General features: G+C 42.6%; 16 protein-coding genes. 4 read left to right on the top strand and 12 right to left on the bottom strand.

The window, feature by feature from the left end; genetic code table 11:
• The 11 genes from OH461_RS17925 to OH461_RS17870 all read right to left on the bottom strand — a co-directional run.
• Positions 1-291 (bottom strand): SDR family NAD(P)-dependent oxidoreductase (locus OH461_RS17925; protein ID WP_270021923.1); only part of this gene is annotated, 291 nt, incomplete at its 3' end.
• Between the two features lie 139 nt (positions 292-430).
• A complete protein-coding gene (locus tag OH461_RS17915) occupies positions 431-1543 on the bottom strand; it encodes a DUF4236 domain-containing protein (protein ID WP_270021922.1) in 1113 nt (370 codons plus the stop codon).
• 152 nt (positions 1544-1695) lie between these two features.
• Positions 1696-2016 carry a hypothetical protein gene (locus OH461_RS17910; protein WP_270021921.1) on the bottom strand — a complete coding sequence of 107 codons (321 nt, stop codon included), beginning with the start codon at positions 2014-2016 and terminating at the stop codon, positions 1696-1698.
• A 165-nt stretch (positions 2017-2181) separates the two neighbouring features.
• On the bottom strand, positions 2182-2778 hold the full coding sequence (locus tag OH461_RS17905; RefSeq protein WP_140280249.1) for a hypothetical protein: 597 nt from the start codon (positions 2776-2778) through the stop codon (positions 2182-2184).
• A gap of 804 nt (positions 2779-3582) precedes the next feature.
• Positions 3583-3987 carry an NUDIX hydrolase gene (locus OH461_RS17900; protein ID WP_270021920.1) on the bottom strand — a complete coding sequence of 135 codons (405 nt, stop codon included), beginning with the start codon at positions 3985-3987 and terminating at the stop codon, positions 3583-3585.
• Positions 3988-4319: 332 nt separating this feature from the next.
• On the bottom strand, positions 4320-4562 hold the full coding sequence (locus tag OH461_RS17895) for a hypothetical protein (protein ID WP_270021919.1): 243 nt from the start codon (positions 4560-4562) through the stop codon (positions 4320-4322).
• Positions 4563-4602: 40 nt separating this feature from the next.
• Positions 4603-4818, bottom strand: coding sequence for a DUF3820 family protein (locus OH461_RS17890; RefSeq protein ID WP_270021918.1), 216 nt, complete (start codon positions 4816-4818; stop codon positions 4603-4605).
• Positions 4819-4830: 12 nt separating this feature from the next.
• Entirely contained in the window at positions 4831-5502 is a 672-nt protein-coding gene (locus OH461_RS17885) for a DUF3313 domain-containing protein (RefSeq protein WP_270021917.1), read from the bottom strand.
• A 136-nt stretch (positions 5503-5638) separates the two neighbouring features.
• On the bottom strand, positions 5639-5992 hold the full coding sequence (locus OH461_RS17880; RefSeq protein WP_270021916.1) for a helix-turn-helix domain-containing protein: 354 nt from the start codon (positions 5990-5992) through the stop codon (positions 5639-5641).
• A 195-nt stretch (positions 5993-6187) separates the two neighbouring features.
• Complete coding sequence (locus OH461_RS17875; protein WP_270021915.1) at positions 6188-7354, bottom strand: D-alanyl-D-alanine carboxypeptidase family protein; 1167 nt, start codon at positions 7352-7354, stop codon at positions 6188-6190.
• A 157-nt stretch (positions 7355-7511) separates the two neighbouring features.
• On the bottom strand, positions 7512-7868 hold the full coding sequence (locus OH461_RS17870) for an NADH:ubiquinone oxidoreductase (protein WP_270021914.1): 357 nt from the start codon (positions 7866-7868) through the stop codon (positions 7512-7514).
• A 406-nt stretch (positions 7869-8274) separates the two neighbouring features.
• Here OH461_RS17870 and OH461_RS17865 point away from each other — a divergent pair, with 406 nt between their 5' ends.
• Entirely contained in the window at positions 8275-9438 is a 1164-nt protein-coding gene (locus tag OH461_RS17865) for a threonine/serine exporter family protein (RefSeq protein WP_270021913.1), read from the top strand.
• A 103-nt stretch (positions 9439-9541) separates the two neighbouring features.
• On the opposite strand, the gene arfA is transcribed toward OH461_RS17865, so the two are convergent.
• Entirely contained in the window at positions 9542-9754 is a 213-nt protein-coding gene (arfA, locus tag OH461_RS17860; protein ID WP_270021912.1) for a ribosome alternative rescue factor ArfA, read from the bottom strand.
• Positions 9755-10119: 365 nt separating this feature from the next.
• Between arfA and OH461_RS17855 the strand changes: the two genes are divergently transcribed.
• The 3 genes from OH461_RS17855 to OH461_RS17845 are packed head-to-tail and all read left to right on the top strand — an operon-like array spanning position 10120 to position 11464.
• The gene (locus OH461_RS17855; RefSeq protein ID WP_270021911.1) at positions 10120-10329 is read left to right on the top strand and encodes a cold-shock protein; all 210 of its coding nucleotides are present in this window, start codon (positions 10120-10122) and stop codon (positions 10327-10329) included.
• A 57-nt stretch (positions 10330-10386) separates the two neighbouring features.
• Positions 10387-10926: a YaeQ family protein gene (locus tag OH461_RS17850; protein WP_270021910.1), complete on the top strand. Its 540-nt coding sequence runs from the start codon at positions 10387-10389 to the stop codon at positions 10924-10926.
• Entirely contained in the window at positions 10919-11464 is a 546-nt protein-coding gene (locus OH461_RS17845) for a hypothetical protein (RefSeq protein ID WP_270021909.1), read from the top strand. Before OH461_RS17850 ends, OH461_RS17845 begins: the two co-directional genes overlap by 8 nt.
• Positions 11465-11467: the final 3 nt, after the last annotated feature.

Below are 11467 nucleotides of genomic sequence, written 5' to 3'. Positions count from 1 at the left end.
CTTTGGGTCGATAGTCTCCATGGATTGCTCGTCTGAACCAATAACACCCGCATTATTGATAAGTATGTCTAACTGAACATTGGATAACTTAGAGGCCAAATTAGCTATTGAGGTTTCATCAGTGACCTCTAGTTCATGTAGTGTCAGCGAATTATTAACAAGCATGCTTTTTAACTGCATTGAAGGCTGACCACGATAAGTAGAGATGACGCTATAACCTAAAGCTAAAAACTGACGAGTTAATTCAAGCCCAATACCTCTTGAACCTCCAGTGATTAAGACTGTTTCCATTTGCTGAATTTCCTTATTCGTATAACGCCCTGTTAAGGTGTGAGCAACGCGATACCGATGCCGCCGCATACCACCTTAAACACTAAACGCAACGCATAGTAAAAATGCCACGCGTTGCGAATCACTCTTAAACAGATTGTTAAGCCGCAATTTTATCGCTTTCAATTTCTCTTGGAAGAACTGCTGCTAAACAATTTACAGAGGCTTCAAACTTTTCCGCTGGCCCTCGAGTTGATAATTGAATTAGCTCATTAAGACCTGATTGGCTTGTGAATGACATTTCCTGATATAGGCAAATTGGTAGCTCATGGTTATCTTTAAACCTGCGGTCTGGTCCACCGGACTTATTTACGTATTTCCACGTTTTATCAACGATCAATGCATCAGCAGGAACTGACTCTTCTTCGATAAATTTTTTGTCTCCGACCATCACAACCAAATCTTGGTAACTCACCGCTCCGACACCTGTAGTGTCATAGACCAACACTCGGTCAGGAAAGAAATGTAATGTTTGACGACCTACTGCAATAGAGACTGTCTTCACATTTGTTTTTAATCGTGGCGGTTCAGAGATCATAATCGATGTCAGCTTTCGATCTATAAGATTGCTTGCACCTGCATGATATTTTTTATCAAGGACTTTGCCTGAGGCTGATATATGCCAACATTTATTAGCTTTTGCCATTTGTTCTGCTGCCGAAAACAGCTTGTCATAAGCAAGTTCCATTTCGGAGTCAAAATCATAAAAAAGTACAGTCGTCTTAGCTAACGTGTCTCTCGTATAACAAACCCAAGTAGAAACACCCCCCAACACAGCAGTCAAAGCGACAACCCATTTAGGGAGCTCGGCATTATGAATTCCAAAAACAACAGCGAAAAATAGAATAAAAATAAAAGGCCATGAACTAGACTTTTTCTGTTTCTCATTAAGCTCCTTTAGCAGCTCAGCTGAAGAAGAGTCTACTATCTGCGAAACATGCGCTGACTCAATTTCTTTCAGTGGTTCGTGAGTCGGTGCTTCGAAGGACTCTTGATAGTTGGGCTGAATAGTGTCGTCGACAATTCGTTCCTGAGAACCAATCGGAATAGTCGAACGATAATAAATACCATTTTCTCCAATACGGACATAGTTACCTCTTGGACCAGTTCCGACTCTCAGACCTTTAACACCAGCTGAAACGCCAAATCCAGATTTTGACAAATTGAAACGAAATGGACCAACGCTGATACTCTTTCTTATGTAGAGTCCCATATCTTCTCCGAACTTAAATTGACACTCTTGCGGCTTAACGCCCAATTAACGTGTGAGCAGCGCATACACTGAACTTAAACACTGCGCCGTAGACACTAAACTAAACCCGAAACGCAAGCGCCAAGCGTTGCGAATCACTGTTGAATTGATTGTTATGTGTAATGTTCTGACTCTTCATCAATGTAAGATTGAAGACCTGCAACGCAATCAAAAACAATGCTAGACGGGTATTTATCTGGGAATTGGTCAATTTTGCCGCTCCAAACTAAATGAACACAAGCAAACCTACCGTCATTAAGTAGAACAATCACATCATCATTTGCATCGTTTTTGGCAATAGCCATAGGCTTTAACTGCCAAAGTGGATGCTTAGGTCCAATTTCGCATTGAAGTTCTTTTTGAATACCAGCTCTAACACTTACATTTTCATCCAAATGCCACCAAGGCTCTGGCCAATTGATTTCTTCTTTCATAGCTAAATCTGCCTGCTACACATAACGCCGCGTTAAGTGGTGAGCAACGCTACCACCTTACCTAAACCATTGTGCCGTAAACACTAAAGCCGAATCAAACCGAAAGTGCCAAGCGTTGGGAATCCGTCTTAAACGCTTTGTTATACGCGTTTCCCTAGTTGTTGCCTAACTACTTTTTACACCGTCCAAATCAATAACCTTCCCACGTTTATTTACGAAAGAAAGCTGATAGCCGTTGTTAGTTCGGCGCATCATACAAGGACTGTTTACATCAATTTCAAGGTTATTAAATTCCTGCCTTGTGATGCCAGAAATAGCTATGACTATGCCTGCTTCACCAAAAAAGCCTGATACTTTTACACGAGATGTAATATGAAATTTCTCGATCAGTTTGATGATAAATGGATTGAACTTATTGGCTTCAAACTTCCCTACTCGGTTACTGTTAGGGAAGTTTTTCGATGGAATTATTTTTACCTTTAGAGTGCTATTGTCTGTGCAAGGGTGCTTCTCCCAAGGTTTACCCAATGAATCAAAAAACACTCTCCCACCATTGGGGGATTGATAAAAAAACACTGATGCTCCACAGACTGGGCAGTAAGCACTAGGATTTACATAGCTCACAAACACTTTGCTTTGCTCGCTAATACTCCCAACACTTCTGTCTACGGTCTTATTTCGGCGATTATCTACACCACTCATGCCTCTGAATTTACAACACCAACCGCAAGTACAATCAGGGTAATGATTATGTCCACTCATTTATCTTTACCTATCCTTATAACTTAGCTGCATTATCAACTTTTAAACTTAGCGCATGAGCTAAGAAGAACAGAACCATGTCAGCTGGACTGAAACACCGCATAGCGTATAACGCCCAATTAAGTAGTGAACAACGCGACCACCTAACTAAAACATTGTGCCGTAAACACCAATGCCGATTCAAACCAAAATTGCCAAGCGTTGTGAATCTGCTTAAATTGTTTGTTATGTTTTACCACAAGTCACTGACTTACTTGAGAAAGAACTGATATTTCAGACTGGTTTTCTGAACTAAGCCACAAGGCAAGAACCAGCTTGGCCACCAGAGGCGACCAACCTAAAACAAGTATGAACACTTCCCTGCCCAATGAGGCAACACGACTAAACTTCAACAAACGCCCTATCTTTCCAACCAAAGCGCAAGACAATGGTTGGTTGCCGAGGCAACTGCTAAGCCGAAATGCTAATGGGCTAAGAACCTAGAAGCGACTTTAAGCCAGTTAAACAAGAAACCAACCGCCACGACCTGACAATGAAGCAACCCACGAACATTGGCATGTTTTACGGGCTGAGAGATTCAAGAACTTAGACCGACAATACGGATTTGCTGAGTCTACTAGGGACGAACTGCCATAGGGATAAAGAACTAGAGCCTAAGAACTTTAAGCCTTTGAATTACAAGTAAACATAACGCCGCATTAAGTAGTGAGCAACACTACCACTGAACCTAACCATTGTGCCGTAAACACGAAAGCCGACCAAACCAAAAATGCCATGCGTTGCGAATCTGCCTTAAATGCTTTGTTAGAACTGTGCCTGCAAGTATTGCCCAACTCTAAAAAACTCTACAAGAGCCAAGCGATCAGCTTCAATACCTACTGGAGCTGAACGTAGCGGATACCAATGTACGCTTTCGGCCTCTTGTGCTGAAATTTCTCCTTTCCAACTGTCAACAACATAGTAGTGAATTAATTGCAGCTCGCTAGTTGGATGATGGAGTGAACAAAGATATTTGTATGATTCAGGGATCACATTCAGCTCTTCGCCAACTTCACGGAACAAGGCTTGGATTGGACTTTCTCCATGTTCAATATGGCCGCCAGGAATATTAATTGCACCAGCATCGGTTTCTCTCGTTTCACTACGTTTTTCGAGTAATACACTATCATGTTCGATCAACATGAAAGATACGCATTCATGCACTTTCATCAAATTTCCCTATAAGTTCTAACGCTAATTAGACGGCTAACAGCCGCATTTAGCTCTCGTGTAATGCCGTCTCTCACTTACTAGCCCAATTACGAATCAATACCTTATCAAAAATGCTACGCAGTTATAATGCCAATAGGTGCATAATTCCTAAATGAACGGAATTCACACAAACTGTTGTAGTGAAAATTCACAACAACAAGATATGAATGAGTATTTAGTCTGAATGATTTTGGTTCAAAAAAGAGCCAGCCCAATGGGCTGACTCTTCTGAGTTAAGGATAGGATTTATCTTTGAGGAGTTTAGAGCAACGCAGTAGATACGTCGCCGATTACTTAGCTTGAAGGCCGCTCTTGTTAGCGAACTCTTGCATCGCTTCAGCAAAGGTTGTTGTTCGGCCTTTAACCTGAACTTGTACCACTTTATATCCCAACTTTTCTAATGCTTGGCGTTCAGCCATAACACCTTTGTCATCTTGCTGACTGCCTGTCGCAGGCTGATGAATGTAACACCCTTCTAGTTGGCCATCTTCGACCAATTGATGGTGTTTTAGTGCATCGATATCAAAATTCATAGTACGTCTATTTTATATTGGGCGGTGTTTTTACGGCGGGTTACATGTGTTTTAAGGGCTTAACAACACTATCAAGCCCTTCAATTTTTAACGCTAGACAAAGCTTTAATAATTCCCCCAGCTCTCCACTTGGGAAACCTTTCTTATCAAACCAAAGGAGATATTCCTCCGGTAGATCAATCAACATTCGACCTGCATACTTGCCAAATGGCATTGGCATGCGCGCTAATTTAATCAGATTTTGCTTTTCTAACATCGAACTCTCAGACTAAGGCTTTTTCCAGTCTGCTAGGGTAACACCTAAACGCTCAACCCAATAATCAATTGCGTCTTTCGCGTCATCTAAAGAGTCAACCATGGTTGATAAGTCTTTGTTGCCCGCTTGGCGATCAATCGCGGCAATCAGTGGCTTGCCGGTTGTCGAATCACTTAACAGCAGTTCTACACTCGCACTGCCTACGTTGGTGTGTTCACCCGTCGTCACTTTCGAGATAGTCGAAATCGCTAAACCAAAAGGTAGAACACTACTTGTCACGGCTAACACTGGGTTTGGCGTTTCAACGTTGCTGATTGCTATACTTAAGCGCAGTGTCGTCTCAGAAGGTTCTGTCACTATCTTCTTGTACGGTGACACTTTTTCTTTTAGGCGCATCAACATATGATCGGATAGCTCAGTGATTTGCTCTCTATCTAGGTTTTCTTCATTAGTAACAACAAAGACCTGATCAATGATCATTGAATCATACTCAGCCAGTTTGGCTTTTAGTTTTTCTTCGCTACGCAGGCCAATACGGCTCCAAACTAAATCAACACCACCTTCAGGCCCTTTTCTAAAGTCTTCATAGGATGTAAATTTCGTTGCGCGTTGTTGAATGCCTGAGGCACATCCAGCCAATGTCGTTACTGCGATAGCCACTAACAGAGTTTTCATCAATTTCATGGATTATATTTCCGCCCTAAATAATGAGTTCCGGAATGCTATACCATATGAGTTATAAAATCGACCAAAAGTTACGCTAATTCCATCTAATTCAATTGTTGGGAGGAAATTCTCATCTTTATGAAACGCAAACGCCCTACTGCAACGGTACAGTATGTAAATACTCAACAACCACTTGATTCCCCTCTATATAAGCACGCTTGATTTCGCCATCAACGGTCATTCGGCTCTCTAAGTAGACTTGCTGTGTCGCCTCTCTCGCTCGCTCTTGTAAGGTAGGTACGATTGTGCGTGAATCTAAATTGAGCAGACGACAAAACTGAGAAACAAAAGCCATTGAGAGTGGCTGCTCACCTCTTAACAAGCCAGAGAATTCTAATTGGCTCATGCCCAGCTTTTTAGCAAATTCCATCTGTGTTAAACGCATTTTGGATTTCTGAGACATCCACACTTGATATAGGGCTTCGCTATCCTGACGGGTAAATTCCATAATTCTGTTCCTGCTTTCTTTGAATAGAGGCATTGTCGGCAATTTCGTTGTCTTAATGTCAATAATTGGTAAACGTCCGATAAGAATTAGGATAAATCATTGCTTGTATCAATAGTTGGGCATCCCGTTCAGTATTACTCCAAAACTGCGAGCAAAAAAAACGAGCCACTTAGGCTCGTTTTACGATATTGAGATTTAGAACCAGCTAGACACAAGCTGTTTAAACCAATCGAGGATGCGTTTAAACACGCCGCCCTCTTCCACTGGCTCTAATGCCATCAGTGGGGCTTCGGCGATGGTTTGATCATCTAAGCTATACACCACTTTACCCACTTGTTGCCCTTGTGCGATTGGCGCAGTCAGTTCACCATCGTAAATAAGCTCCGCTTTGATCTTTTTCGCATCCGCTTTTGCCACGGTGACATAAACGTCGTCAGCAACACCAACGTTCACTTGGTCTTGTTCCCCCATCCAAACTCGCTCTTGGGCAACGACATCATCAGCTTGGCTTACGCGCACAGTATCGAAAAATCTAAAGCCAAAGCTAAGTAATTGCTTACTTTCAGACTCTCGGCTTTTCGTGCTTGCCGAGCCCATAACCACAGAGATCAAACGCATGTCCCCATTGGTGGCCGAGGTGGCTAAGCTATAACCCGCACCGCTGGTGTAACCTGTCTTCATACCATCGACGTTTAAGCTGCGATCGCGCAACAAGCCATTGCGGTTGTATTGAGTGATTTTGTTGTAGGTATAAGCTGTTTCACTATATAGAGGGTAGATACTTGGCAAATCACGAATGATCGCGCGGCTTAATAAGGCAATATCGTAAGGCGTTGAATATAAACCATCACTGTCTAAGCCATGAGGGTTGGTAAACGCAGTATTGTTTAGCGCTAATTTGTCCGCCCAGCTATTCATTAATCCAACGAACGCGTCTTCGCTGCCCGCCACATGCTCAGCAATGGCGACACTGGCATCGTTGCCTGATTGAACAATCAAACCTCGATATAAATCCATTAAGGCGACAGAAGTCCCGACTTCAATAAACATCTTTGACGAGTCAGGGAAGTTTTTCGCCCACGCTTTTTCACTGATCACTACCTGATCATCAAGGGTAATATTGCCATTGTTGATCTCTTGTCCTGCTACATACGCTGTCATCAGCTTAGTTAAGCTTGCAGGGTTCAGTTGGTCATGGGCATTCTTTTCTACCAACACTTGGCCGGTATTGTAATCAAGCAAGATGTAGCCCTTTGCACCAAGGACGGGAGGATCGGGCGTAATGGTAGGCGCAGCCAACGCCGCTGTAGAAGAAAGGCTCGCAACGAGCAGTGCCGAATTTATTAGAGATTTTGTTTTCATGGCCATCCACCAAGGTAAGTTCTCATTTGAGTATACTCAAAGCGTAGGCGGTTTCAGCTAGGCTGTTACTAATGGTTACCGTTAAACAAGAATTGACGCAAAGAAAAGACAACAAAAAGCCAGCATCAATATGCTGGCTCGCTTTCATACTTTTGGCTTAAGCAATTGGGATGGCTTTCGGCGCTGGTGTTGCCGCATCGCGGTAACTGAACCATAGATAACTCGTGACCAGCATAAAGAACAGATAAGACAACGCAAACACGAGAGGAGAAGAAATAAGGTTGGCTGCAACACCAACACTCACACCAATTACGGTAATGGTCAGTTTAGACAACATGCCACATAGCAATAGAAACAAAGCTAACTGAGGGAAACGGGTCGTTCGAAACGCAAACCAATAACAACTGCCTACGGCCAACGTTGCGATGGTTAACCCTAATAAGAAAGAGTGAAGGTGATCAGCTGATGCCACACCAGCAGACAGTGATGCCATTAAGATTAGAACTATTTTCATAATCACACCTCGTTTCTAAGACGTTAAAATCATCTTTTCATAAATGAAAACTCATTTTGCGACCATTTTCTCAGTTAAAAATAAAAATTCAAACAACATTTTTTAGTCTTTTTATCGCTATTTTTGAATCAACATGACTTGTAAAACAACGGTTAAAAGCTTGCTTTCTATAACTATGCAGTTTTATGGGTAATTTATCGTCCCACGCCTAAAAACCGCCCTTTAAGTAACAAAATTGTAGCATATAAATTATTTTCCGCCCGATTGTGAAAATGCGACACCATCGATGAAACGGTGCTTTCGAGACTATTTGTGTGACTGCAAGCACTCTTCAACGATCCATTGGTCGAATCCGAACAACGTGTTTGTTAGGGTTGCGCGCAAACCACACCAGTAACAAAAACTCATGCCTTCGCAATACAGAATTAATCAAATTGTAGACATCGGTGACACCTTGCATCGCTGCGGATGCCCACCATACAAACTTGAAAAATACACTCAGTTTTATGCTAAGAACCAAGGCATTGATGTCATGGTGCAAGCAACACCAACGACGGTGAACTATCAGTTTCCAGCGGATAACGATGCCGTTGTGATGAGGCGACATGCCCCAGCATCGATTAACCTCAGTTTGTTAGCCAATACCATCATTAAGATCAACCGAGCTCACGATGATCCTATCCCTGAAGCAACGCACTACCCTAAATGGATTTCAGCGCTTGCCAACATGGCAATACCACCCGCTTATCTCATGCTGGTTGGTAGTACGATGGAAGCAATCTATTTCGCTGTATTTCTGGGCTTGATGGTGTGGGGAACGCAGCAAGTATTGAAAGGCCGCCGTTCTATTGCAGTCGAGTTTATCGCGGCGCTATTAACCGGCATATTGGTGGCGTGGTTTGCCAGTACTGGCCAACCAATCCCTGTGTGGGCGCTCTGTATTGCCTCGATTATTCTTTTTGTTCCCGGGCTTTCTATAGCTAACTCTTTAGAGTGTCTCGCCTTTAATGATTTAGTATCAGGCACAAGCCTGCTTGGACAAAGTGGTTTAACGCTGATTAAACTGTTTGTCGGTATCGTTATGGGGCTCAATATTGGTGAGTCTATCTGGGGGCAGGCGCAATCGGCCAATTACCTCAACGAAGTGCCTATATGGCTGCATATTGCAGGCCTATTCCTGATTTCTATTTCTATCGGCATCATTTTTAATGCGCGAGCTAAAGACATCTTACTGGGTCTACCTGTTGCGGTATTAGGGATGTGGGGCCCATTTTATCTTGGCTTTGAGAGTGGCTGGGTCGTGGGGACTTGGGTAACCACGGTATTAATTACTCTATACGGCACGTGGTTGGCCAAGCGGCTTGGCTTAACTGGCTCAATCTACATTCTGCAAGGCATCATCATTTTAGTGCCCGGCAGCCGCGTATTGGTCAGTGCGAGCCAATCTGTTTTTGAGCAATCCATACTGCCAATACCAAGTATAGGTTTGTCAGCACTGTTTATGTTTGCCGCTATTGTCGCGGGACAAATCACCGCTTATTCCATTTATTCGCCAAAAATAGAGCGATAAATAATTCATAAATGAATTAGGCAACCGAGTTGATAGATAATATTAATCAACACCATAAATAATAAGGCTTTCAAAAAAAGAACCCTATTCAAACGTGGCTCAATTAAGCAACTTTTGAATAGGGTTCTTTGCCCTTAAATTTCATTTTCCTTTGGTAGCTGCCTTTGCCTTTTTTAGGTTTTTCTACCCGAGTTTTAAACAATTTACTGGTGACAACCGCTTTCAATGCGTTGTCTTGGATCTCCCCTCGTCCCACTTCAAGACTGGTTTGAAGCGATAGGGATGAACTTTCGTTCATTTTAACTTTTCTTTTCATATTTTCGACCATTTAGGAATTTAAAAAATGTCCTCTGTTGATTTTATCTCACCAATATTCTGTTTTATTTATCATTACTAACAGTATATAAATGTGACAATCGTTAGCTTACAAACAATGTTCTTAACTGTACTAATATTTTCTCGCCGTAAAGTTCAAAATAATAGTAAATTTAGATGGATTTTTATTGACTTAACCTAACTTAGCTTTAGACTAATCACCAGCTAGAAAACGGTTCTTGTCTAGATCGCCGTTTCGTTGGATTTCTCGTATCTCTACCGTAACGTCGTACGCAATAGCAATCTCCTTTTCCACGCTATCCGTGCCGTTATAGGCTTATTTACGATACATCAAGGAAATACACTATGTCTAACACTGTTACTGGTACAGTTAAATGGTTCAACGAAACTAAAGGTTTTGGTTTCATCCAACAAGAAAACGGCCCTGACGTTTTCGCACACTTCAGCGCTATCGTAGGTGACGGTTTCCGTACTCTTACTGAAGGTCAAGCTGTAGAATTCAGCATCTCTCAAGGTCAAAAAGGCCCTCAAGCTGAAAACATCAAAGTACTTTAATTAGTATTTAACGTATTGTATAGCCAGCTATTTAGCTGGCTATTTTTTTAGGTAATTATGGCTCTTAAACCCACCATTTTTAAATTCCGTATCAGCCTTTCTGATACCAATCGTGATTACTACGATTCACTACAATGCACCATTGCCCTACACCCTTCTGAAACGACCACCCGCATGATGGCACGTGTGTTGGCCTTCTGCCTCAATGCTAAGCCTGAACTTGAGTTCACTAAAGGCTTATCCACCATTGAAGAACCCGATCTGTGGCACAAAGCATTAGATGACACGATCGAGCACTGGATCGAAGTAGGTGAACCATCTCTTGAGCGCGTAAAAAAGGCGACTCGACTGGCTAAGCGCGTAGATATCTACGCTTTTAACAGCAAAAGTAATGTTTGGTGGTCACAATCGCAAAACAAAATGTCGAGCTACTCAGCCAACATCCACTGTTTTGATAACCAGACTCTCGAAGCGTTGGCCGAAAACATCGACCGCGGTATGGAGCTTTCTGTCATGATTACCGGTAACAGCTTGTTTGTTGACAGCAACAACGGCTCTTACGAGATCACTTGGCAAACTCTACAGAGCAATGACTAAGTTACAACAAACTGTTGAGGCGATTAACGCTCACCAATGCAGTTCCATCCGCGATGAACAGCAAACTTGGCTTGAGTTCTATCAACAGCATAACCCGTTGTATGGAAAGGTTTTGGCAACTAAGCCTAACACGGCTGAAACCCAACATTTGCTCGGTTTAACCACCAAAGCCCATATTGAAATCACTGCGCGCGTTGAGTCAAACCAACAAGCGGCACAAGCGATGCGCCAAGCATTACAAGAAAACGTGGCCGAGCACAGTGAGCGCTTTCACTATCAAGAAGGTGATCAGCTTCGATTCATCAGCCATTTATGGTTGTATGTGCAAGGCTACTTAGCCATGGACTTTAGTTTAGCGAATGACCATGCAGCCCATACCGCGCAGCTACTATCAAGCATTGAAAGTGGCGATGAACAAACCTTTCGTACTGAGCTCATGGCAAGCTTTTACCAAGGCAAGCAGCAAGGGCAAGCGGACAACGCTTCCCATAAGCCAAACGGCTTATTTACTTGGCTTTCACAGCTCTTTAATCGATAGTCT

This window comes from Vibrio sp. LaRot3 (assembly GCF_027587025.1).
Taxonomy (GTDB): Bacteria; Pseudomonadota; Gammaproteobacteria; order Enterobacterales; family Vibrionaceae; genus Vibrio.
This window is presented reverse-complemented; position numbering and strand designations above follow the sequence as displayed.

Bases quoted from the DNA above. Each gene is read 5' to 3' on its own strand.
- OH461_RS17875 (WP_270021915.1), bottom strand. From the start codon at position 7,354: ATGAAAACAAAATCTCTAATAAATTCGGCACTGCTCGTTGCGAGCCTT.
- OH461_RS17915 (WP_270021922.1), bottom strand. From the start codon at position 1,543: ATGGGACTCTACATAAGAAAGAGTATCAGCGTTGGTCCATTTCGTTTC.
- OH461_RS17880 (WP_270021916.1), bottom strand. From the start codon at position 5,992: ATGGAATTTACCCGTCAGGATAGCGAAGCCCTATATCAAGTGTGGATG.
- OH461_RS17850 (WP_270021910.1), top strand. From the start codon at position 10,387: ATGGCTCTTAAACCCACCATTTTTAAATTCCGTATCAGCCTTTCTGAT.
- OH461_RS17845 (WP_270021909.1), top strand. From the start codon at position 10,919: ATGACTAAGTTACAACAAACTGTTGAGGCGATTAACGCTCACCAATGC.
- arfA (WP_270021912.1), bottom strand. From the start codon at position 9,754: ATGAAAAGAAAAGTTAAAATGAACGAAAGTTCATCCCTATCGCTTCAA.
- OH461_RS17900 (WP_270021920.1), bottom strand. From the start codon at position 3,987: ATGAAAGTGCATGAATGCGTATCTTTCATGTTGATCGAACATGATAGT.
- OH461_RS17910 (WP_270021921.1), bottom strand. From the start codon at position 2,016: ATGAAAGAAGAAATCAATTGGCCAGAGCCTTGGTGGCATTTGGATGAA.
- OH461_RS17890 (WP_270021918.1), bottom strand. From the start codon at position 4,818: ATGTTAGAAAAGCAAAATCTGATTAAATTAGCGCGCATGCCAATGCCA.
- OH461_RS17905 (WP_140280249.1), bottom strand. From the start codon at position 2,778: ATGAGTGGACATAATCATTACCCTGATTGTACTTGCGGTTGGTGTTGT.
- OH461_RS17885 (WP_270021917.1), bottom strand. From the start codon at position 5,502: ATGAAATTGATGAAAACTCTGTTAGTGGCTATCGCAGTAACGACATTG.
- OH461_RS17865 (WP_270021913.1), top strand. From the start codon at position 8,275: ATGCCTTCGCAATACAGAATTAATCAAATTGTAGACATCGGTGACACC.
- OH461_RS17870 (WP_270021914.1), bottom strand. From the start codon at position 7,868: ATGAAAATAGTTCTAATCTTAATGGCATCACTGTCTGCTGGTGTGGCA.
- OH461_RS17895 (WP_270021919.1), bottom strand. From the start codon at position 4,562: ATGAATTTTGATATCGATGCACTAAAACACCATCAATTGGTCGAAGAT.
- OH461_RS17855 (WP_270021911.1), top strand. From the start codon at position 10,120: ATGTCTAACACTGTTACTGGTACAGTTAAATGGTTCAACGAAACTAAA.